The organism is Oscillatoria sp. CS-180 (assembly GCF_028330965.1).
Classification (GTDB): Bacteria; Cyanobacteriota; Cyanobacteriia; order Phormidesmidales; family Phormidesmidaceae; genus Halomicronema.
Window position 1 is genome coordinate 34,459 of sequence record NZ_JAQMUB010000003.1, and the last position, 23,533, is coordinate 57,991.

A 23,533-nucleotide genomic window follows, 5' to 3' on the forward strand; every position below is an offset into this window, starting at 1 on the left:
TTAGTTGCTAGGATTTTTACCCTCACCCCGGTTGCCATGCAGGATTCTCCGCCAAAACTATCGGATTATCGGGATGCTAGTGGCCGTCAAGCTCGTCGCAAGCTGCTCCATAAACCTGGTCACCTGTTTCGGGATCGTTACCGGATCGTTAAAGTCTTAGCCTCTGGGGGATTCGGGGTGACGTATCTGGCTCAAGATGGTGTTATTCCAGGGAGTCCCCTTTGCGTAATTAAGCAGCTTTGTCCTAAGGTCAACAGTCCTCTTGCATTAGAGCGGGCAAAACGACGCTTTCGCAAAGAAGCCAAGGTCTTGGCAAAAGTCGGCAGCCATTCTCAAATTCCTCTCCTGCTGGACTATTTCACAATCAATGACGGTTTTTATTTAGTTCAGGAATATATTCCTGGACAGGTTCTGACCAAAGAAGTGCGGCGTTATGGACCTCAGAGTGAACGGCACGTCAAGCAATTTCTGCGAGAGATTTTGCCTGTCGTCAAGTTTGTTCACCGTTGCCGCATCATTCATCGTGATATCAAACCACCCAATATCATTCGTTGTGCTGACGACGGGCGGTTGGTCCTGATTGATTTCGGAGCTGTACGTGAGTGTTTAGGCGAACTTGGAGAAGGCAGCTACCAAAACTCGATGACACAGTTTGTGGGGACGCCCGGATTTGCCCCACCAGAACAGCAAGCGCTGCGTCCTACTTACTCCAGTGACATTTATGCGCTGGGGATGACCTGCCTGTTTTTATTAACGAGCAAGACACCGATTGAATTTGATTCAGATCCCAAAACAGGCCGTATTCTATGGCAGCACTTAGTCAAACTTAGCAATCGCTTCACCGATATTTTAGAAAAAATGTTGAGTCCTGATGTCGTTGACCGCTTTGAAACGGTTGACGAACTGATGCGGGCATTAGTGCTGGAAGACTATTTCGACACGCTGCAACCCGGCCTGAGCTATCAACCCCGCTCGATGCAACCGGATGATGTAATGGAGCCGATAGACGGCTATCTCACGCCTATTCAGCGACAGGCCATTTCGATTCGTCGTTGGCGATCGCGCCGTCAAAAATCTAATGCTCAGCCCACCCCAAACACGGGTTTTCCCATGTCTACGGGAACTGCATCCCCTAACCATCTTTTTTAGCCATACGGTCAATACAGCACCACAGAGCGAATACTCTTGCCGGCATGCATCAAATCGAAGGTGGTATTGGCATCAAGGATTTTCAGTCCCCTTTTGGGGAAGGATGCTATGCTGGGGCATCAGCCTTTGAGATCGGAGGTGACCTGTGGCTCCTCAACGGCAGCGAAAGTTATCCTGGCCGAAGAAGACAGAACTTGTTGGACTGGAATTTTTGCTCCAAGCTACGCAAGACTGTGAGTTGTACCCGCAATACACGATCGCTCTCCACGCCTGGTTTTTACAACAAATTCAGAGCTTTGATCCAGAACTTTCAGCCTATCTACACGACGGCGAATCAGAAAAATCCTTTTCTATCACGGGATTAGACGGGCAATTCGTTTCTCATCGGCGATCATTGCAGCTGAAGCAAGGACAAACCTATCGTTGGCAAGTGCATGGTTTCTCCAAAGAGGCTGCTGCAGGCTTAGCCGCTTGGTTGCAGGAACCGCCAACGGAGTTGGTCATCAAGACAACGCCCCTGACTGTTCAAGATATTCAGATTGTCCTACCAGCAACAACCTACCAAGCTTTGTCAAAAGAGCCATCGGACAGCAACTCCTTCAGCCTCACCTTCGCTAGCCCCACCAGCTTTCGACGTAAAGGTCATCATCTACCGTTACCCTGGCCGCGTAACGTCTTTCATAGCTATCTGCGACGTTGGAACCATTTCTCGGAGCAAGCGGTTTCTCAAGACGAGTTTTTAGACTGGATTGATGACCACGCTATTATTCAGCGACATCAAATGCAGTCAGTTAAGGTGGCAGCGGGCAAACGGGGATCCGTAACGGGATTCACTGGGGCGATCGCCTATGCCCTGACGTCTCAAGCTAAAAACCATCCTAATTTCCATAACTTATTTTTCACGCTGGGACGATTAGCTCCCTATTGTGGCACTGGACATAAAACGACTTTTGGCCTTGGCCACACAATCGCAGGCTGGCATCTCAAAGAGACCACTTTGGACGTTCCCCCTGTTCAAGTGTTACTTGCAGAGCGCATTGAAGAACTTACAATCCTGTTTCGAGAGCAGCGCAAACGCACGGGCGGCGATCGCGCTCAAAATATTGCGGAGAAATGGGCCACAGTTCTGGCTCGCCGAGAACAAGGCGACTCGCTCCTAGACATTGCCAACGACTTAGATATGCCCTACGAAACAGCAAAGACTTACAGTAAACTGGCACGGCGATCTCTGAAGGACAAGCCAAATTAAAGCTGTAGCTGATGTATAGCTTTAGTCAGATAGCTCGCCATCATGTCCTAGCGAAACTGACGACAGCTACATAGCGGCATGCATTTGAATCAAGCACACCCCGCTCCCTATTCCCTACTCCCTACTCCCTTAAGACCCTGAGATGTACTTGACCAAGCTGCACAGGACGATAAGTTAATCAAGTTGCTTTCACAGATCTCTGAGTTAGGTTGGGTCGCTCCACCGGTTCGAGAAAAGGGGGGATGGGACAATCCAGCATGATCACGATCGCCCTCAGAAGCTCTGCTTCCTTGGAAGTAACGTTGTTATCAAGCAGTACGGTATGCGCTGCTGCATCCACGATGGACTGTTTTAGTTTGGGGATGACAGGTTCTAACCGCCTCAAACTTTGACCAAAGTCATTCAAGCTGACTCGGAACAGCGTATGGGGGGGTTCTCGTTTGCGGGCTTCGGGCAAGTGACTTAGTCCAGATTTGAACGCATAAAGGGCGTCTGCGGGTTGCTGATGACCGATACGTGCTAGGACCGTTAACACAACCTGACAGTCTGACCAAACTGGTCCTAAGCTTGTAATTTCCTTGAGTGGTTCTGCTTTCTTCTGAAAGTGGGGACGTAAACGCTTTTGCAGAATGAGCTGCAGTACATATTCAGAGAGACTAAGTTTGCTATCAGCCCGAACAAGAGCCTGGATTTGCTTGAAAAACTGAGCACACTGCTGGGGGGTTATGGTTCTTAATGCTGGTATTGATAGATCAAGCAAGGACAGATATTGTCTAGAATCTAAGGCTTGCAATAGGTTCGCCATGTGTTCCACTGATTGAGGTGGAACCAGTGTTTGGGGTGTCTGAAACAGGCCAAGCTGGCGCGATCGCACATCTGGGTGAGTGTCCAATAGCAAACCATAGACCAGGGCCATGGCTCCCTGTTGCGATCGTACTGCGTCCTTCAAATCAGTAGGTAAAGCTTGCAGAAAAGTCTGCGCTTTCTTTAACTGCTGTGGACTAGCTGTGCCAATCTGTGCAACAAAGGCACTGGCCTGAATAGAAGTCGTTGCTGGGGCCGGGAGGGGAGGCGCAATAGCCTCCAAGTCGGGCGAGGTTGGTGCGTTGTTGGCCTGAAAACCCATCACAGCACCCGTCATGGATTCGGCTCCGGTAGCTATTGGCATAGCAGCTCCCTCCATAACCACCCCTGTGATGCGGCGAATTCTTTCCTTTAGTGGCGGATGGGTCGCCATCCAGTTACTCATCAAGGAAAGGCTTACAGCTTCTCCAAAAAACATGTGGCTGGCTTCTTCGGCTTTGGGCGATCGCAATCGTGAACCACTAGCAAAGCCACCAATACGACCAAGTGCTCCGGCCAAAGCTGCTGGATTGCGGGTGAACTGAACCGAGGATGCATCTGCTAAGAATTCACGCTGGCGGGAAACGCCACTTTTAATCAGCCGTCCAAACACAAGACCAATACCCCCCACCACCAGCATTGAGATGCCGATTAGGGCTACCTTGCCACCACCATCTTTATCTCTACGTGAAGAGCGCGATCGCCCTGAACCCTCAAGCATCATGCGCCCTAGAATATAGATGTAGAGTAGACCCTGAAGTACGCCAATCAGTTTGAGATTGAGCCGCATATCACCGTTGAGAATATGGCTGAATTCGTGGGCAATGACGCCCTGTAATTCTTCCCGGCTGAGCTGTTCTAAACAGCCTTGGGTGACGCCAATAACCGCGTCATCTGGAACGTACCCCGCAGCAAAGGCATTGATCCCGGTCTCACGCTCCAGCAGATAAACGGTAGGAATGGGAGTTCCTGAAGCGATCGCCATTTCTGCGACAACATTGAGCAGTTGCTTCTCCCTAAAGTCACTCGTTTGAGGATTGACCTGTTTGCCTCCTAGACTTTCGGCCACGGCAGGACCTCCACGCCGGAGCTCCACCATCTTTCTAAGGCTGCCAAAACTAATGATGCCTAGTGTCCCAACACTGACCAATCCAAAAAGGGCAGGCTGCCAGAGCCGAAATTGGCCGTCAGAATACTCTTGCAGGCCGAAAACAGCAATGAGGTAGAACGCAATAATCATGGCAAAGATTGCCAACACAAAGAGAGCAATTAGCCTTCCGGTATTTCGACGAGCTTGGTCCTGATGTTCAAAAAAATTCATAGCTCAGAGCGTAGAGTCGCGTTGTTCTCACTAGCCAAGGAATGAAGCGATGCGATGATTGCTCGGAAGAGCAGCCTAGGAGATGGCCTTTGGTCATTCAATCTGAGACGGGCAGGAATGCCAAAAAGCTTGCTGTGTAAGAATTATAGCCGTCGTCAGTTCTGCTTTTGACTATGCGACAAGCACCTAGACGTTACTTGATGCATTAGTCTCAACGGCTAAAAAGCTACGAGTCTGCCTTTTGCTAGCTGTCTTCTGCCCTTGTGAAACGTGGAGCTAGAAAGAGACCTGAGGAGCTTGTCGCATCTCGGGAGCTTCGATTGTTTCAAGTAGTTCAGCGGATTGAAAATTGAATCCGCTGGCGACCATATTGTTAGGAAAGACTTCTCGGCTTGTGTTGTAGCGGGTCACGGCGTCGTTGAAAGCCTGACGAGCAAATGCAATTTGGTTTTCGGTTGTTCTCAATTCTTCCGTAAGCTGAGCCATGTTTTGACTAGCTTTGAGGTCGGGATAGGCTTCAGAAAGGGCAAACAGCCGTCCTAATGTGCCTGTCAAAGCAGCTTCTGCTCCTGCTAATTGCTGCATAGCAGCAGGATCTCCTGGCAATTGAGCGGCCTGTTGGTTTGCGGCGATCGCGCTGTTACGAGCAGCAATCACCGCTTCCAGCGTTTCACGCTCGTGTTTCATGTAACCTCTGACCGTTTCCACCAAGTTAGGAATTAAATCATGTCGGCGTCTGAGCTGAACGTCGATTTGCGAAAAAGCATTTCGGTAACGATTGCGGAGCGTGACAAGCCGATTGTAAATGTTCATAATCGCGATCGCGGCCACAACAGCCAGCACAATCAAAATCACAATTAGGAAAACACTAATTCCAATGAAAGCGCCCATGCGCGTTCCTCCCGAATGACGACTTTAGGATCTATCTATCAATACAGCGTCGAAAAGAAGATTTCCGAATTAAGCTGTTTTGTCGTAGAGTTCCCGTTGCGTCTTCAGTTCTGACATGAACTTGAGGAAATTCAACCTGTTAATTCAATTAAATTCCCTAATATGAATTTGCCTTGATTTTAGGAAAGACGGTCAAAAAACTACGTATTGCGCTTCGTTCGAACCCAATCTTTCTCAGGTTTTAGGAAGGCTTTGATGTAAATTGGAACTTTCCAGAAAATGTATAGTGGAATCGCGATGAGCTGAGAAAAAGTCAACGTTTTGCGGCCCCAAACAATCCAGCAGATTAAGATTGTACTGACTAAAATAACATCGGCAACCAGCTGGATTTGGAAGGGAAGTATGACTCCAAAAAGTGTTGTGATGCCTGTGACAACAGTTGCTAATAGTCCAAGAATGCTCCACAAGGCCAGCGGTGGAATAGCTAGATCAAGCGCAAGAAACAGTAAATCGGGTCTCAACTGGCGAACTGATTGACCGACAAGCTTAGGAACATACGTTTTGAGAACCTGTAGATGGCCATGCTCCCATCGAGTTCGCTGGCTTTTCGCAGCTTCGCTATCGTCAGGCAAAACGCCAATCACTTGAGACTTAGGATCAAGCGTAGTTTTGTAACCCGCGATCGCTAAATCCATACCCAGCTTCATATCCTCAACGATATGTCCACTAGCTAACTCCACAGATTGCAAAGCCTTCCAGGGAAAAGCCATGCCAGTTCCCCCCAGCATGATGGGCGCTCCAATCTGAGTTAGACCCTGAGTTCTCACTCGATTCTTAACCGTCATTGCAAAGGCTGAAACGCGATCTCGCAACGTCGGCTCAATTGGTTGCTCCATTAAATAAAGTGCTTGTACGGGGCGATCACTGTGAAAGGCTTCTTGGGCAATGCGATCTAGCGTTCCAGGCGTAACCCAACAGTCTGCATCGACCATCACCACCACATCGGGCTGGTGCTCTGCTAAGGCTCTCAAACCGTAGTCCAGAGCATATCCTTTTCCTCGACGTGAGGTGTCTGTTCGCTCCAATACAGTGACGCCCGTGGTGCGGGCAAGTTCTGCGGTTTGATCACTACAGTTGTCAGCGATAACCCAGATTTTGTTTGGACTATCAACTTCTGGAATTAATTGGTTAAGGGTATTCTTGATGACGCTCTCTTCATTATGAGCAGGCATTAAAACGGCAAACGATAATGCCGATTCTGAATTATCAGGTTGGCTCTTTTTTGAGACCGGAAAGAGTGCGAGGAGACATTCCATCAACAGCAACGCAGTTAATGCGAGATAGGCAACAGATACTGCCCCAAGCAGTATCCCCAGTGCTGTTTTTAGCCAAACTTCCCAAGCCATAAAAAAATGGTCCTTAAAATTCAATCATTAAGGTTCAAGATTTATTCGAAATCACGAATCGGCAGAACATCAAATCAGAAATTAAGATGATCGTCGCCAAAATGGTCAGAACAGAAATTTAATTGAACAAGAGATTACGTCTGTCTTTTGGCTCTAGCAATCACTGCTGTAACTTATTTTTGGTGTTCCTAGTCGTTATCCGACCCGAATTGAACGACTGTCTCAGGCAATTAGCCACCACCAAAGATGCGCTCCAATAAGAGGATGAAGTTGAATGGCGCCGTTAATGGGGATAGTGTTCGGCCAATGGTGTCCAGGGTATTGAGGTAACCCCGTTTAGGAACAACGATGATGTCGCCATCTTGAATGGGTGTACCATCCACCAAGTTTGAGTTCATATCGATGATTTGCTCTTCCACTTGCCCGTTATCTTGCAATCGCAGTAACGCTACTGTGGACAGGTCTGCCGTGTCGATATCGTAGCCGCCGGCGATCGCCAATGCCGTTGAGACGGTTCCATCTGTGGGGACTTCGACGTCTCCAGGTCTGACTACCTCACCAATGACACGCACATTAACGGATTCAGGAGCCAAGCTAGAGCGAGCTACAACTTGCGGGTTGATGTCAATCGCAGCAGGAGGCGCTTCTGGAACAAATACAATATCGCCATCTTGAAGCAGGACATTACTGTCCCCGCCCCCTTCAAAAATAGACTCCCATAAGTTGACTTCTAGCGTTACGTCACGTCCATCAGGCAGCTGTCGCTGAACTTTGATATCCCTTAAGTCCGCTGTTCGCAAAACACCGCCCGCACCGACTAGAGCTGTACTCAAAGTAGGTGCAGTGGATGCTGATGTCAGCTGTGCATTGTTATCAACTCGGGTGTTGAAAGTTGAAAGACTATTGAGCTGCACAGGGCCAGGACGATTGACTTCACCGCCAACCGTTACTACAACAGGTCTTAAAGTATTGAGACTAACCTCGACAACAGGTTCAACTAAATAGAAGCTGAAGCGACGAGTAATATCTGCTTCGAGATCCTCAAGAGTTCTTCCTGCTGCGGTTACGGCACCAACCAGTGGCAACAGAATGGTTCCATCTGGCAGGACAATACGGTTACGTTCCAGGTCAGTAACACCGATGACTGAAACATCAAGCTGATCACCCGGTCCTAGTAGATACCCAGTTAATCCAGTATTAAGATCGCTGAATGGGACCGTGGAATCTAGGGTTTCATCAAAGAAAACTGGCTCTTCAGGAGGCGGAGGCAGCGTTTCAAAGACCTCATCCGCCAGATCATCCTCCATCTCCTCTGAATCGTCCTCCATCTCCTCTGAATCATTTTCTTCTCCTGGGGGCGGGTCAGGAGTTTCTGACGCAGCTGGCAAAGGGGATATTAGCTCAGAATCTTCGTCTTCAATGTGAGCGTCAGCCATTTGTAGCTGAGTCGGTGTCGCCTCTTTCACAGTCATCTCAGTTGAGTCAGCCACTGCGGGACTGATCAGTACTGCACTTGACAAAGGCAGCAAGGTGAAGCTCAGCCACCGAAAAATTGTGTAGTTCTTTGAGAGGGACATCGCTATATCTACTTTAAGAATAAAACTTGAAGATGTAATCGGACAGCGCCACAGTAGTTTGTGGCGCTGTGCTTTATCTATCTGACGCCAATGGAACCCTGTTTGTTCTTCGGGCTCATAAGGGAGCGTTCAGCTTCCTCACCAGGCCAGTCGAACCGGCTACGGGTCATGGATACGTAATCGTCGTGCTCGTTATTAACGTTGATGCCATTGGCGACAAATCCCAAAACATCAGCTTCGGCTCGACTCAGCAATGATTTAGCCGCTAGCACACTGGCAGAATCGACGTGACGAGGACGGACAACCATCAAAACACCGTCTGCCATCTTGCCTAGAATGGCGGCATCTGCGGCCCCGATTAGAGGTGGAGAATCCAGAATGACGTAATCATATTGAGTCGATAGCTGTTGCATCAGATTTGCCATCCGCTCGGAGTCCACCAGCGCTAACGGATTCGGTGGTACAACACCCGCAGGTAGAAGCGTAACGTTCTCGGCAACAGGCTGTAGTGCTTCCTCTAGCTCTCCTTCTCCTACCAAAACGTGGCTCAAACCGACGCGGTTTAGGACGTTCCAGATATGGTGTTGTGAGGGCGATCGCATGTCGGCGTCAATTAGCAAGACGCGACGACCAACTTGTGCCATTGAAACGGCTAAATTCGCACACACTTCAGTCTTCCCCTCTTGGGCAACCGAACTCGTGACCACAAACATCCGTAGTGGATGGTCAGACCGGATAAATTTCAGATTTGCTTGCAACATCTGGTATCCAGACGAGATAATGGGCTGGGTTCCAGTTAGGGTCACGACCCGAGGCGAAATGCCGCCACTGTGAGCCGTCGGTAGCACAAACTCATTGCTATCACCGGTACCAAATTTAGGAATGACGCCTAGTAGGGTATACCCCAGCAGAGCTTCAGCGTCTTTAGCCGTTTTGACCGATTTATCCAGCAAGTCGAGCAGGAAGGCCAATGCAATACCCGACAGAACACCCGCACCAATGCCGGCCAGAATGAGCTTCATCTGCCTACTGCGATCGGACACTGGGTTAGCAGGTGGAGTAGCCTGCTCTTGAATCTGAACTGTTCCCAACGTTTGGTTTTCAGTCAACCGCACCTCTTGTAATCGGCTGACCAACAGGTCGTAATCTCGTTGAGCTGTCTCCAGATCGGTGACCAGTTCCAGTTCTTCTTTTTCTAGTGTTGGTATGATGGCAGAACGCTCGATATACTCTTCACGGGCCTGCTCTAGTTCCCGAATACTTTCCTCGATAGACTGGCGTTCAGCCTCGACTTGCAGAAGTTCCGCCGTTAGGTTGGCTTCGATATCACTGATTTCGTAGTCTCCTACATCGGAGCTGTAGGTCCGACCGATTACGTCAGAGACACGTTCGTTCAAAAGCGATACAAGTGCATCTTGCTGGCGTCTCAGATTAGAGACAATCGGGTGATTCTCAGTATACGTAGCGCCCTGAACCGCTAGTTCAGTTTGCACCTCTCCCAAACTGGTTAGAACCTCCTGCACACTTTCAGCAGAATTCAACTTAACCAGGTCCTGAGCCTCCTCGGCAGACAGGTTCAGTTGGTCGCGTAGGGTGTTAGAACGGGAAGCCACTGCCGCCAGCTGAGTTTCTAAGCCTTGTGCCTCTCCTTCAACACCTTGAAGAAAGCCAACGACAGCCTGAGTTTCTTCAGCCAAGTTAACGATATCGTTGCGAACTTTGAAATCCCGTAGCGCTGCAGCCGCTCGATCCACGCCATCTCGAATCGTCGGCAGTTGATCCTCGATGAATTCCCTAGCGGCTCTTGCCTCACTACGGTTGTTCTCGACATTCTTCTCGATGAATGCATCCATCAGAGTGTTGACCACCGCTGCTGATCGTTCTGGATTAGCAGACACGTATGATACTTCAAGAATGTTCGTTCCTGGAACTGACTCAACGGTTAAGTCAGATCTGAGGGCATTAGGAGAAATTAAATTGCCCTCATCATTTCTCAGATCCAGCGTTTCGATAACCTGTGTCAAGAGCGGAGTCGCTTGCAAAATCTGACGCTGCGTTTCCAGAATGTTGGCTTCTCTGTCCAATGTTGCCGGGGTAGACAGTTCTTGACCAATACCAATCAAAGATGCTGTCCGATCTCTCTGGATAAACACTCGTCCTGAGGCTTTGTAGCCTCCCTTCATTCGCATGGCTACGAAGCCCGCCCCTAGGACACACAGCAGGGCAAGAGCAGTTGCAGGTAACCAGCGTCGCTTGAGTACCAGCCAGTACCGCTGCAAATCAATCTGCTCGATGTAATCTTTGTAATTCTGATAGTCTTTCTGATCCATGGTCCGAGGGTTAGATGAAGGGATCTGTCTTTACTTATAATCCTGTCCTATTGGGTTTATGGACAGTGTCATCTGTAAATATCTGGTAAACATTTTCGCTGACATGTCTAGCCTTGTAGGGCTTACACGGGTTTCCTAAGCAAATGCACTGAGATGGTAGATCGGAAAAAACACCGCTATTAGCACCTACTACTGTATTAGCGCCGACGGATACGCCTGGGCCAACAAAGCAGTTTGCGGCTATCCAAACACCGTTTTCTAAGGTGATGGGAGCAACTTGTAAGCCAAATGCACAATCTGATGGATTATGAGACCCTGTGCAGAGGTAGCTGTTTTGAGAAACGACGCAGTGATTTCCCAGACGAATAGAGGCCAAACTGTAGAACTCAACTCCGCTACCAATCCAGCTGTAATCCCCAATTTCTATTTTCCAGGGATAGTAAAATCGGGCTGAAGGGCGAATAACCACTTGTGTGCCGATTTTTGCCCCAAACAAACGCAACAGGGCCCGGCGGGGGGCATGATGCGCGTGAAGAGTTAGCGGAAACGCGATCGCTTGTATTAACCACCACAGTAACACTACCCATTTAGGCCGTCCAGGTGAGTACCACGACTGGTCATATTGTCGTAGATCTACCAGGGCAGGTTCCCCAATCCCGTTGCTCTGTTGAGGCTGTGAGTAGACTGTCATTGGATGCACCACTGCCTTTTCATCAAAGGAATGCGTCATGTTTCAATGCCGCTAGCTCTGAACATTGACGGATGCGATCGCTTGCGGTTTGTCATTCGTGGACTGAATGGGTGTATTGACCTCCTCTTTCTTCTCTCGAACATTAAGCTGTCCGCCAAATTTTTTCAGCTCGAATAACTTCACCCCAATTTGATACTCATACTGACTGAGCAAACGTGCGTAGATATATCCGGCTCGTCCATCTAAGAAACCGAGACGAATGAAATAACATAGAACAAATCTTAAAAAAGGTTTGAAGGGCAAGCGGACCCAAATCTTTTTCAAAAACCGCTTGCGCTGTACTGAATCCCCGAAGAGGTTGGCACCAATGGTTCCATCCTCTCCCATGCCTGTAAGCAAGTTGTAATAGACCCGCGCTTCCCAGTTGGAATAGCGATTATGTCGCTCCAGCCAGTGAAAGAGGTCTCGAAAGTCGATATGGAGCATATCCGTTTTGAGGTAACCTACCTGGCCCTGTTCAATGACCACATGTTCGTGGACTTCATTGTCCCCAGTATTACGAATCTCCTCAGTGTTGAGATTCTCATAACGCCCCACGGCGTGGCGAAACAGCCGCAGATTCCAGTCAGGATATTTCCCTCCAAAACGAATCCACTTGCCCAGGAAGAAAACCCTGCGATTGAGATAGTAACCGTTATAGTCCGAGACTTGAATGGCCTGTTCAATCTCGTCCCACAACTCGTCTGGAATGCGCTCGTCACAATCGACAATGAGAACCCAGTCGTTCTTAAATGGCAGATTGTCCAGAGACCAGTTTTTCTTTTTGGGCCAGCGTCCATTGAAATGAAATTGGACGACCTGAGCACCATGCTGCTCACAGATTTCTACTGATCGGTCTGCACTTTGCGAATCCACAACGAACACTTCATCAGCACGGGCAACACTCTCCAAGCAAGCTGGCAAGTTGGATTCCTCGTTCTTAGCCGGGATGAGGACAGAAACTGGGATTTTGGAGGTCATAGTAGATTGATGGGTGATTGAGTTGGCGCAGGGGATCAAGACAGGAAGTGAAGCAAACGGTATTTAGGTAGAGCATCCCAAGTTTCCTTACCACTAAAGGTTACCCAGATGCTGTAAAGAGTAAGCCTCGAATAGCACTGGCAAGATAACCAATTTGCCCATAGGCATATAGCAGATTTTCAAAGCGCTGAGCCGGATCATGGAGATATTTGACGGTTTTATAAAGCCCTCGGCAGAATCGCTCTCCGCCCGATCGCAGCTGCTTCCAACCTGATCGACCGGCAATTCGTTCGCGGTAGCACTCGCTGATGCCCTGCCACCAACTGCGGCTGATAAACCAAGACGGAGCCAGACGACTCGGCGCAACGTTGTGAGCGACTAGCGCATTTGGCAAATAGGTGACTTTGAGGCCCATTGATAATGCTTTCTCGGTCATGTAAAGTTCTTCATTGGAGAGAAGATTTTTGCCTACCCTGCCTAGGTTGGGATCAAAACCACCAATGCGTTTGAGGAAATCTGCTCGGATAGCATAGTTGAGACCTCTGGGTGTCAATCCAGGCTGAGTAATATAAAGAATGTCATTGCCTAAATCGTACGCTCCCAAATTACCCGCCATGTTGCTTGAGAGCCATTGGGGCGGTTCACAGTCAGGCGGCCAAATGAGGGTGACTTTCCCCCCTGCGATCGCGACCTTTTCATCGTGCTCAAAGATTTGAGAAAGTGCTGTTAACCAGTGCTGACTAGCTTCGGCATCGTCATCTAGGTAAGCTAAGATCTCGCCTTCAGCACAATTGGCGCCAGTATTGCGGGCAACAGAAAGTCCCAGCGTTTGCTCATAAACGTATCGCAGGCGTGGATGGGGTAAACGAGCTTCCACAACTGCCCGAGTACGATCAGTAGAAGCATTGTCCACAACGATGACCTCATAGTCGGCAAAATCTTGCTCTAGCAAGCTGTCGATCGCCGCACCTAAGTAATCTTCTCGGTTATGAGTGCAAATAATTGCAGAAAGGCGAGCGGGCATAAGGTCACATCCTAACTACCACGGGCATAGACTCGTTCTAATCATTCCCGTAAGTAGTTCAATTCTCTCTATCTCAGTAAATGCATCCGGGTATGCACCGAAAGTTTACGGTAGGTTAATATCCGGTGTCCCATGATGTCTTTCTCGTAGATTTGCCATGGATAGCTTGCAACTTCATCAAGACTTGCCACAAGTTGATCTAGCCCCTCTGATCGACCATTCTTTACTGACTTCAACCGCCACTCCGGAGCAGGTGATGCAATGGTGTAGTGATTGCGATCGCTACAGATTTGCGACGGTGTGTGTGTCTCCCGTCTATGTTGCTTTGGCAAGAGAACAGCTCCAGGGCAAATCTGCCAAGGTGTGTACTGTAATCGGCTTTCCAACTGGGGCAACCACCACCGCCTGTAAGCTATATGAGGCTCAAGAAGCGGTTGAGAATGGGGCGACTGAGCTAGATGTCGTCATCAATCAAGGCTGGCTCAAGTCAGGGCAGCATGATCGCTTGCATCGAGAAGTCGCTGAAATTTGTGAAGCGACAGGAACGCCAGTAAAAGCAATCTTAGAGACCAGTGTGTTGTCACCGGCTGAGCTGAAAACGGCTGCCGATATTTGTATGGATGCTGGAGCTGCGTTTTTGAAGACGAGCACAGGTTGGCAAGGAGGAGCAACGGTGGACGTTATCCGTCAGCTTCGCGAAATTGCGAAGGGAAGAGTCGGGATTAAGGCTTCTGGCGGAATCCGGACGGCTGAGCAGGCTTTGCTGCTAATACAGGCAGGTGCCACTCGGATTGGGACTTCGAGAGGGCCAGAATTAGTGAAGCAGTTGGAAGAGGTTTAGGGGAATGGGTGAGAATGACGACAAAGCGCGATATATCGCGTCATACCGGTATCGGTCTCCACAGAGCTATTTTTTCCCGCAGGTTACTTCATCTCGAAACGGTCATGGCAGCCCCACAAGACTGTTTTTAACCAGGCTACTGCGACTGCGAGACAATTTCATCCAGCCTTGCCTTAACGGCTTGGATATCTTGCCACATAAGCCATTTTGGGGATCCCTTTTCACGGGATGGGTTACGTAGCAGATAAGCTGGGTGAAAGATGGGCATGCACCAGCGATCTTCCCACTCAATCCACTGACCACGAATTTTTGTGATGCCGCGTTTTTCTCCGGTCAATCCTTTCATCGCCGTGGCCCCTGTCAAAAGAATGATCTTAGGATTGACCAAGCGGATTTGCTCCAATAGGTAGCCTTTGCAGGCGGCTGTTTCTTCGGCAGAGGGCGTACGGTTGTTGGGCGGGCGACACTTCACCACGTTGCAAATATAAACGTCCTGTTCGGTGTCTAAGCGGACGGCGGCCAAAATCTTTTCTAGGAGCTGTCCCGATCGCCCCACAAAGGGTAGTCCCTGTTCGTCCTCTTGCTGGCCTGGTCCCTCACCCACAATCATGATGTGAGCCTTGGGATTGCCACGACTAACAACGACATTGGTGCGACCTGCTGCTAGGTCACATCGCTGGCAGCCATTGCAGTGGGTTGCTAAAGTTTCTAAATTCTCGTAGATGCCAGGGGGAATTGGCACGCTAGCGCTGGTAGGAATCGCATCGATATCGAAGTCTTCAGGGATTGCCTCGGAAGTTTCAGAAGCAGCGAATAAATCGATCTGGTTAGTCATGGGGCAGAGGCAGCTATCAGTATTGCGAACTGTAGAGTCACGGTATTGCCATACGTCTACAATCAACGAATTCCCACATGGGAAACGCGCATGGCTGTTATTGTAAATGACCCATCACAACCTAGTCTCTATCAGAGGGAAGTCGGGCTGAAATTTCCGGACAAAATATCCTCATAAAGCCCGATCGCTTGTTGGGCGATCGCATCCCAGCTGAAATGCGTTTTCGCGCAGTGTTGGGCGTTTTGTCCTCGTCGCTGTCGTTCCGTCTGCGACGCCAAAGCGGCCCGCAACTGTTGAGCTAAAGTCTTCTCATCACAGCTACAGATCCAGCCCGCCTCATTTTGCTGAATGGTTTGCCAAATGTGAACTTGGTCTGAGATGACGACCGGCAACCCTGCCAACATGGCCTCAGCAACAGCAATGCCAAAATTTTCGTAATAGGACGGCAGCACAAACACATCAGCTGCTTGCAGAATAGCTGCCTTGAGATCCCCAGAAACAAAGCCTGTGAGGGTGATGTGCGATCGCAGCTCGGAGCCTTCTATGCGAGCATGAACCGACTGCTCATACTCGCGATCTTGAGGATTGGCGCCGCACATCAGCAGATGAAAGTTATGTCCCTCTTGCTGTAGAGCCATCAGTGCTGGCAGCAGCAGATCAATGCCCTTTTTAGGATCTAACCGAGACATGAAGAGGAGTAGAGGTTGGCTGCGGGGAATTTGGAAGCGATCGCGAACATCGAGTCTCATATCTGTTGGCGGAAGAGGCGACACCCCCAGCGGCATAACAACACCGGGAGTTCGAGTGCCAAAACGCTCTGAGACTTTAGCCTCCTGCTCACTCGTGAAATGAATCGCAGTGGCCCCTGCCAGATTTGGACGTTCTAACACAGCAGCATAGAGCTGTTTGAGCCGTTTTTTCTTCTGTAAATCGGCTGGATCGAGGGTTCCTAAAGGACGCAGAAGGTAAGGCACACCTTGCTGCCTTAGCACAGTCGCAGCGAGGGAGGTGATTGGGGAAAACAGAGCGTGGATATGGGCAATATCGTACTCCTGGCCATGTTCCCACAGCCATTTCAGAAGCCCAACTGAAAACTTATAGCGGCGAAAGGGAGCACAGCGAAAGTGATAGATGGTGTAGCGGTCTTGAGAGACAGGTTGGCCCAAAGGTACATCCAGTGGAACCTCATCAACATCGCCGTTCGAGTCGGTTGTGGCGATTGTGACCTCTGTTCCCGCTGTGGCGAGTGCCTGAGAGAAGCCCCGTACCATCTGGCTGGGGCCACCATAGACTAATGAGATGGACGGGACGATTTGTAAAATTTTCAACGACTGACTCATGCCAATAGTTCTCGGTAAAAATCCAAGACTTGCTGAGCCAAAGCGCGATTCGTATATTTTTCCATGGCGAGATCGTAACCTCGCTTACTGAGATGGGTTTGTCGGTCCGGTGACTCCAGCAAGCTGCGAATACGGTCAGACAGGCTGTCAGCGTCGCCTTCAGGAAAAACCAGTCCTGCGTCTCCAATGACGTAGGGAATCTCACCGGAATCGGAGCCGATAACGGGGACTTGACAGGCCATTGCTTCAATCAAGACATGCCCAAACTGCTCTTTCCAGCCAACGGAGGTCATGGTCTTAAACTGATAGGTTGTCTCTGATGGCAGAATCAAGGTTGACATCAGGTTGATGTATCTTGGGACGTCGTCGTGGGGCACGCTTTCAACCCAACGGAGGCGATCGCTAATTCCCAATGCTTCTGCCTGTTGTTGAAGCTCTGCCTTGAGTGGTCCTCGTCCTAACAATAAACATTTCCAAGATTGGGCAGCCTCTTTCAGCTGACCCAACGCTTGCATCAGCGTTAGCAGTCCTTTTTCCGGCACAAAACGTCCGACAAAGCCAATGACGAAATCATCTGCAGCGATAGTTAAACTGTCGGCTAGCGCTGGTTGTGGTTGAGGTCGAAAGAGGGTTTCGTCAATGCCGAGTTGGGGCATGACGCGAATAGGACCGTGATAGCCGCGATCTCGTAGGATGTCTGCTCCGTCCTGATTCCCGGAAATAATGCCGTCACTGCCGTTCAAGTTATAGCGTTCTAGAGCAGAAACTGGAAATTTCAGCTGGTAGGGCAGATTCCACCAAGTAAAAAAGAGCATTTTAGCTTGCAGCCCTAACAGTCGATTTAGGGTAATCATTTCGGCGTAGGCTAATCCCTTTGAACCTTGTTCCACTTGCATGACATGGGGTTGGAACTCCTTCAATAAGCGCACTAGATCCCAGCCAAAGGTCAGTATTCCTTGGTTGTTCTGGCTGAAGTTGGAAATGGGGACAACACGAAAGCGATCGTCTTGCCAAGCATGCGTTTCAACTAAACGCTTTTGGACGCCACCGGGACGCCAGCGTTTGGGAACCACAATTGTGACTTCTATATCGGGTTCTAACCGAGCCAGAGTGCGAAACTTTTCGCAATTCAAGTCCACGATATAGGTATGGCTGGCAACAAGTACTCTCATGTGGCGGTTTTAGATTGACTTTTAGACGAGCAGGTTAACACTGAGCTGAGAGCGACATCGGCGTATCAGTCGGATGGGTATAAACGCGATGCCGTTTACCCGTTTGAGCTAAAGTGCGCGTCGCATCTAGAAATCCAAGGCAGTAGAAACTGAAGCGAGTGATGATTTTAAGGGGAGAACCACTCTTGTTACACGGAGGATGACCCAGAACGTGACAATCGAACAGCCGCGCATAGAGGCGCATGGCCTGACCAAAGCTAAGGTTTTTCAGCCCCATTAAAAAATGATTGTGGTAGAAGGTGATCTGGTAGGAGAGCGATCGCGTGCTGATGTCGTGACAGCCCCCTGTTTCTTCACCTAGATGGATGAGATTGGCTTCCGGTGCATACCAGACAATGTATCCAGTCTGCCGGATCTGCAAGCAAAAGTCGGATTCTTCACGAACAGCATTGCCGCGAAATCGCTCATCGAACCGAAGACCATGCTTGCCAAAGATGTCTCGACGGAACGACATGTTACAGCCTCTTGCCGTGATTACCTGTTGAGGCTGCGTTGTGTGAACCAGGTCAATGTAATACCAGGCAATACCCGGGTCCATGGCCTCTTCAGGTAAATAGTCAATTGAGAGATCAGGATTGTCGCCTAACTTCATGCGGTCGAAAACACGTCCGGCAACCGCTCCTACCTCCGGCTTGCTAACGAGAATCTGAGCATGAGCTTTGAGATAGCCTGCAGGCAGTTCTACATCGTCATCAATGAAGAGAATGATATCGCCCCGCGATCGCTCGATACCGTAATTGCGAGCTGCGGGTAAGCTCGCCCAATCGACTTGCAACCATTGAATTTGGCCGCCTTCGCTTGTCTCTTGTAAGTAGTGCTGTGTTGCAGGCTGATGATCACGAGTTTGATCGACCACCAGTACTTCAAAGTCTGGATAATCCTGTTTGAGGACATCTGCGATCGTGCTGCAGAGGACGTCTTCCCGCTGATAGGTTGGCACAATAACGCTGATCGAAGGCCACTGAATCATAAGAGTCGTGAGAGAATAACAAGCTTTCTATTTCCCCTTTCGCTTAGTGTTCTCATATTTCCGAGAACATCGACAGTTTTGAAGAGAAACTTCTAGAAAGTTGTTCAGTACTCACCGTCAAGATGGCTTGATCGACGGCTTGGTGCAAGCGGTAGCAAATCGACCCGACCCAAAACAGAGCTTACAGCGATGTGTAGGTGCAACAAGTACACTCTGTTCCCGGTCAACTACTCCCTGTTCTCTTTGGACTGTACTTAAAGCGGCATGCATTTGAGTCAAGCACACCCCATTTCCTATTCCCTTTTAGAGTAGTCAATCTTGTGAAGCATTATGCAGCTAAGCCAAATTCTCGAAGCGCGGGCAAAAAATTGCGATTTTCGTGACCGGGGCGGCTGAGTTTGCAAAGCGCAAACCGCTCTAGTGGAGAGAGTGCTGCCCAGCGATCTAGGGATATCGTTGTCTGAAAGTGTTGCGCCTGAGCAATAACATCAGCCGGAATCTGATTAGCCTGTAGCCAGGGAGGATCTGCCTCAATTGGCAAATCCTTTGCAGGAGTTTCAGTCTGCTTAGCGACTAAAGCCTGCACCGTTTTACGATAGACCTCAATGTCCGCTGCGGTGTCGCAAGGCTGAGTAACCAGTTTTTCGCGGTCCTCCTTCGAGAACTTGTTCCAGTGCTCAAGTTTGAGCTTGATGCCGCAGGTATCCAACTTGTAGCGGACCTGCATCGGAATGCATCGTAACGATTGAACAAAATCGGCTTCAAATTGAAAGAAGGTTGGATTTGCTGTGGGCATAGGTTTCGCGCTCAACTGAAAGATAGTCTTGCTCCAAGCGATATTCGCCGTGGGGAATGGGGACGACGGCAACAGCGCTTGCTTTCAATTCTGGCTGCAAAGAAATCGGACAAACGGTGGAATGGGTTAAAGCGTTACATTCCGCTGAGTCCGCCCAAAGCGAACCCCAATGCATTGGAATAAATAAAACCCCTTTGCGAATGTATTGAGTGACATGAACTTTCAATCGAGCCGTGCCTCGGCGCGATCGCAGCTCCACCCAATCTCCTGACTGCACCTGCAAGTGCTGGGCATCAATCGGGTGCATCTCTAGTAAGGGTTCAGGATGCATCTTTTGAATGCGCTCGATGCGGCCAGTTCGGCTTTGAGTATGCCAGTGACCATAGAGTCGCCCATTGGTTAGCACAAAAGGAAATTCTGGGTCCGGCGGTTCTGTTAGTCCCTTCTCGTGAAAAGCGGCAAAGTTAGCGCGTCCATTCGGAGTTGGAAAATAGTGGTCTGCGTAGAGTCGCTTATCGTGTTTTGTGGCTGCGGTTGCTTCTGTCTCATGCTCGGGGCAAGGCCACTGGATGGGGCCTTCAGCTGCGAGGCGATCATGGCTTAGCCCCGTCATGTCGCAAACGCGACCAGCCGTGAGTTGGACAAACTCGGCATAGACGTCAGCAGACGATTGAAAAGAAAACTGCTGCTCAAATCCTAGACGACGTCCGACTTCAGCAAAGATTTCCCAATCAGCTCTGGCTTCTCCTGGAGCAGGTCGAAATGCTTGGCAGTAGGTAACAGTGCGCTCAGAATTGGTCATGATGCCTGTTTTCTCACCCCATTGGGCGGCGGGTAGCAGCACGTGAGCATATTCGGCGGTTTCGGTGGGATAGTAAGTCTCTTGGTAAACGGTGAAGGGCGATCGCCGCAGCGCTGCTTTAGTGCGTTCAATGTCTGGCATGCTGACGGCAGGATTAGTTGCAGCTATCCATAACAGACCCACAGCCCCCTGTTCTAGCCCCACCATCATGTCCCAAGCAGCTAAGCCGGGTGTTGGTGAAATGCTGCCTTCTGGTAATCCCCAAGCCTGTTCCACGGCTTGGCGATGCTCCGCATTCTTCACGAGTCGATAGCCAGGCAGAATGTGTGCAAGTCCTCCTGCCTCTCGGCCACCCATAGCATTCGGCTGTCCGGTAAGAGAAAAGGGGCCAGCACCAGGTTTGCCAAGTTGCCCCGTCATGAGATGTAAATTGATCAGCGTCCGGGCTTTAGCAGTGCCTTCGGCAAACTGGTTTAGCCCCATCGACCAGAGAGACAACACACTCTTGGATAGTCCCCAACATTGGGCTGCTGCTTCTAAATCTTGGACGGAAATGCCACAGACTTCAGCTACGTGCTCGGGGGGATACTGCTGGATGACTTCAACGTAATCTTGAAATCCTTTCGTGGCTTCATCGATAAAGGCGGCATCGATCCAGCGTTTGTGAAGCAGGATGTGAGCAATACCGTTCATCAGCGTAATGTCGGTACCTGGACGAATTGCTAAGTGCAGATCGGCAGCTTTGGCCGTCTCGGTGCGACGAGGATCAACCACAATCAGCTTGACTTTGCCTTTCTTCTTGCGGTGATATTTGCGCAAACGGTTAAACACAATTGGATGACAGTCCGCTGTATTGGTGCCGATTAAAAAGGCGCATTCGGTCTGTTCCAAGTCGTCATAGCAGGGGGGAGGGCCATCTGACCCAAAGCTTTGAATATAGGCGGCGACGGCCGAAGACATGCACAACCGCGAATTGGCATCGAAGTTATTGGTGCCTAGACACCCTTTCAATAATTTTTGCGCTAGATAATAATCTTCTGTCTGGAGTTGACCAGATCCATACATACAAACGGCTTCTGGCCCTTGCTGGGCAACAACATGGCGAATACGGTTAGCGATCGCATCTAAAGCTTCATCCCAACTCACCTGGCGAAATGGCTCATCCAAAGACTCTCGCATCAGCGGATATAAAAGACGGTTTTTGTCGAGAGCCTCGCCAATCGTGCCGCCTTTTACACAGACCATGCCCTGACTCGAAGGATGAGCGCGATCGCCGCGCACCGTCAAGTCATTTCTTTTAGATGATCCAGACTCATCAGAGACGACTTCCAAACCACAGCCAACGCCACAGTAGGGGCATAGAGTTTTAGTAGATGTCATAGATGAAGTAAATCCCCCAGTTACCGATGACCAATACAGGGAACCTTGATTTGAAGAAAGTCGGGGAATACACCTTCTTAAAAGAACTGTACTCCCCGACAACTGTCTGATGCTAAAGGGAAAGATTTCCCAGGGATCGAACGTGGAATTAGAGCAGACGAGTTGACTGATCGTTGGGCAAAACTGTCGGGTGCCCTACTGGAATCATTTCAGGATCTTCTCCCTCATGGAAATCAGCAAAGGATCCCTGAGGCTCATCCAAGAAGAAAATACAGAGTATGGCTACAATCAGACCCGCAGTGCCCAACATTTGGAAGAACTGAGCATTGACCACTGGCATGATGGGTGTACCACCGTTAGCAGCTGCCGACGCATCGGTAAAGAGGAGACGAGTAGAGAGATACGCTACCGCACCGACGTTACCGTAGGCCCCAACGTTACCCGCAATCTGCCCCGTCACCTTGCGTTTAACGAGGGGAACCATGGCAAAGGTCGCCCCTTCAGAAGACTGCACAAAGAAGGAGCAGGCCATCGTCAGGATGACTGCTAATGGCAGCGGCCAAGAACCACTTACCATACTCATCATCAGGTAGCCAATGCCCATACCTGCTGTCAGCACGACCATCGTCCATTTACGACTGCCCATCTTGTCGGAAATAAGACCTCCACCTGGGCGCGAAGCCAAGTTCATGAAGGCGTAGCTCGCTGCTACCAAACCGGCGGTTGCTTTGTTGAGACCAAAGGTGCCTTCAAAGAAAGCTGGCAGCATGGTGACCACAGCAATCTCAGAACCAAAGTTGACAATGTAGGTCAGCTCTAGCATCGCCACCTGCTTGAACCGATAGCGCTCTTGGGGAGGATAGACTTTAGCGCCAGAGAGCAAGTCCTTGTTCACAGCCCAGCAGTTGTAAGCTTGGAAAGCATAAAGTCCCAGCAAACATACCCAAGCAATATACATACCACCCGTGGTTAGGAAAGCCACCTTTTGTAGGCGCCAAGCCAACACCATCAAAATTAGGGTGAGGGGTAAGTTCATCGCCATCAAAAACCAGAAGTCTCTGACGGTAGTGACTTCCATACCGCGAGCACTATCGGGCCGCTGATAGACTTTACCAGGAGGGGTATCGGTGACGTTGAAGTAATAGAACACACCGTAAAAGGCAGCCACGAGACCACTACCAGCGATCGCAGCTCGCCAGTTCAAAACATCGGTCTGAAAGGGTGGGAATACGAGTACTCGGAAAGTCTCAGCCTCGGGGAACTGGAAAGCACCCGGCAAAGCTGTCAACGCCAGCGCGAAGATGACCATAGTAAAGGCAGAGAAAGCGGAGCCAAAGTTGCCCCAACCCCCGTAGATGCCTTCTGCCGTGCCGACTTCCTTAGGCGGGAACCACTCAGCTGTCATGCGAATGCCAATCACAAAACCAGCACCCACAATACCCATCAGCAGACGACCCAGTACCAGCTGATTAAAGCTTTGAGCAGTTGCAAAGATGAGACAAGGGATGGCGGCATAGATCAGCAGGCAAGAATAGGTCAGACGGGGACCGTACTTGTCTAGCACCATGCCGATAATGACTCGCGCAGGAACGGTGAGCGCCAAGTTGCAAAGACCCAACGTACCGACCTGGGCTGGTTCTAGACCAAAATCTTGAGCAATCGTCGTTGCAAACGGGGCAAAGTTAAACCAAATAACAAATGTAAGAAAGAAGGCAAACCAGGTCAGGTGCAATATCTTGTACCTACCCTGAGTTGCTCTAGTAAACAACTCAACGAGCATCTGTGCTAATCTCCTAGTGAACCAAGAAACGACTCAAACCTACGTGAGTGCGACCT

General features: G+C 49.8%; 18 protein-coding genes. 3 read left to right on the forward strand and 15 right to left on the reverse strand.

Annotated features, from left to right (window positions below):
• Positions 1–36: 36 nt before the first annotated feature.
• Both PN498_RS00380 and cas6 read left to right on the forward strand, forming a co-directional pair.
• A complete protein-coding gene (locus tag PN498_RS00380; RefSeq protein WP_272060681.1) occupies positions 37–1,149 on the forward strand; it encodes a serine/threonine-protein kinase in 1,113 nt (370 codons plus the stop codon).
• Between the two features lie 145 nt (positions 1,150–1,294).
• Entirely contained in the window at positions 1,295–2,398 is a 1,104-nt protein-coding gene (gene cas6, locus PN498_RS00385) for a CRISPR-associated endoribonuclease Cas6 (protein WP_272060682.1), read from the forward strand.
• A 178-nt stretch (positions 2,399–2,576) separates the two neighbouring features.
• On the opposite strand, the gene PN498_RS00390 is transcribed toward cas6, so the two are convergent.
• The 8 genes from PN498_RS00390 to PN498_RS00425 form a co-directional block, all read right to left on the reverse strand.
• Positions 2,577–4,562 (reverse strand): M48 family metallopeptidase, encoded by a 1,986-nt coding sequence (locus PN498_RS00390; RefSeq protein ID WP_272060683.1) that lies wholly within the window; start codon positions 4,560–4,562, stop codon positions 2,577–2,579.
• 276 nt (positions 4,563–4,838) lie between these two features.
• Positions 4,839–5,453: a LemA family protein gene (locus PN498_RS00395; protein ID WP_272060684.1), complete on the reverse strand. Its 615-nt coding sequence runs from the start codon at positions 5,451–5,453 to the stop codon at positions 4,839–4,841.
• 200 nt (positions 5,454–5,653) lie between these two features.
• Positions 5,654–6,859: a glycosyltransferase family 2 protein gene (locus tag PN498_RS00400; protein WP_272060685.1), complete on the reverse strand. Its 1,206-nt coding sequence runs from the start codon at positions 6,857–6,859 to the stop codon at positions 5,654–5,656.
• Between the two features lie 230 nt (positions 6,860–7,089).
• Positions 7,090–8,436: a polysaccharide biosynthesis/export family protein gene (locus tag PN498_RS00405; RefSeq protein ID WP_272060686.1), complete on the reverse strand. Its 1,347-nt coding sequence runs from the start codon at positions 8,434–8,436 to the stop codon at positions 7,090–7,092.
• 77 nt (positions 8,437–8,513) lie between these two features.
• Positions 8,514–10,766, reverse strand: a complete 2,253-nt coding sequence (locus PN498_RS00410) for a GumC family protein (RefSeq protein WP_272060687.1) — start codon at positions 10,764–10,766, stop codon at positions 8,514–8,516.
• 34 nt (positions 10,767–10,800) lie between these two features.
• The gene (locus tag PN498_RS00415; protein WP_442951391.1) at positions 10,801–11,496 is read right to left on the reverse strand and encodes a WcaF family extracellular polysaccharide biosynthesis acetyltransferase; all 696 of its coding nucleotides are present in this window, start codon (positions 11,494–11,496) and stop codon (positions 10,801–10,803) included.
• A gap of 12 nt (positions 11,497–11,508) precedes the next feature.
• Positions 11,509–12,477: a glycosyltransferase family 2 protein gene (locus PN498_RS00420; RefSeq protein ID WP_272060688.1), complete on the reverse strand. Its 969-nt coding sequence runs from the start codon at positions 12,475–12,477 to the stop codon at positions 11,509–11,511.
• A gap of 100 nt (positions 12,478–12,577) precedes the next feature.
• On the reverse strand, positions 12,578–13,501 hold the full coding sequence (locus PN498_RS00425) for a glycosyltransferase family 2 protein (protein ID WP_272060689.1): 924 nt from the start codon (positions 13,499–13,501) through the stop codon (positions 12,578–12,580).
• Between the two features lie 157 nt (positions 13,502–13,658).
• Between PN498_RS00425 and deoC the strand changes: the two genes are divergently transcribed.
• Complete coding sequence (gene deoC / locus PN498_RS00430) at positions 13,659–14,342, forward strand: deoxyribose-phosphate aldolase (protein WP_272060690.1); 684 nt, start codon at positions 13,659–13,661, stop codon at positions 14,340–14,342.
• A 136-nt stretch (positions 14,343–14,478) separates the two neighbouring features.
• Here the strand turns inward: deoC and PN498_RS00435 are convergent, their stop codons facing one another.
• The 7 genes from PN498_RS00435 to PN498_RS00465 all read right to left on the reverse strand — a co-directional run bounded on the left by PN498_RS00435 (position 14,479) and on the right by PN498_RS00465 (position 23,477).
• On the reverse strand, positions 14,479–15,177 hold the full coding sequence (locus PN498_RS00435) for a uracil-DNA glycosylase (protein ID WP_272060691.1): 699 nt from the start codon (positions 15,175–15,177) through the stop codon (positions 14,479–14,481).
• Between the two features lie 131 nt (positions 15,178–15,308).
• Positions 15,309–16,517, reverse strand: coding sequence for a hormogonium polysaccharide biosynthesis glycosyltransferase HpsP (gene hpsP, locus PN498_RS00440; RefSeq protein WP_334312203.1), 1,209 nt, complete (start codon positions 16,515–16,517; stop codon positions 15,309–15,311).
• A complete protein-coding gene (gene hpsO, locus PN498_RS00445) occupies positions 16,514–17,689 on the reverse strand; it encodes a hormogonium polysaccharide biosynthesis glycosyltransferase HpsO (RefSeq protein ID WP_272060692.1) in 1,176 nt (391 codons plus the stop codon). The genes hpsP and hpsO overlap by 4 nt, the downstream gene beginning before the upstream one ends.
• 34 nt (positions 17,690–17,723) lie before the next feature.
• Complete coding sequence (gene hpsN / locus PN498_RS00450) at positions 17,724–18,716, reverse strand: hormogonium polysaccharide biosynthesis glycosyltransferase HpsN (RefSeq protein WP_272060703.1); 993 nt, start codon at positions 18,714–18,716, stop codon at positions 17,724–17,726.
• 331 nt (positions 18,717–19,047) lie between these two features.
• Positions 19,048–19,515, reverse strand: a complete 468-nt coding sequence (locus PN498_RS00455; protein ID WP_272060693.1) for a nitrate reductase associated protein — start codon at positions 19,513–19,515, stop codon at positions 19,048–19,050.
• Positions 19,481–21,697 carry a molybdopterin oxidoreductase family protein gene (locus PN498_RS00460; protein WP_272060694.1) on the reverse strand — a complete coding sequence of 739 codons (2,217 nt, stop codon included), beginning with the start codon at positions 21,695–21,697 and terminating at the stop codon, positions 19,481–19,483. Before PN498_RS00460 ends, PN498_RS00455 begins: the two co-directional genes overlap by 35 nt.
• 148 nt (positions 21,698–21,845) lie before the next feature.
• Positions 21,846–23,477 (reverse strand): MFS transporter, encoded by a 1,632-nt coding sequence (locus PN498_RS00465; RefSeq protein ID WP_272060695.1) that lies wholly within the window; start codon positions 23,475–23,477, stop codon positions 21,846–21,848.
• Positions 23,478–23,533 lie beyond the last annotated feature (56 nt).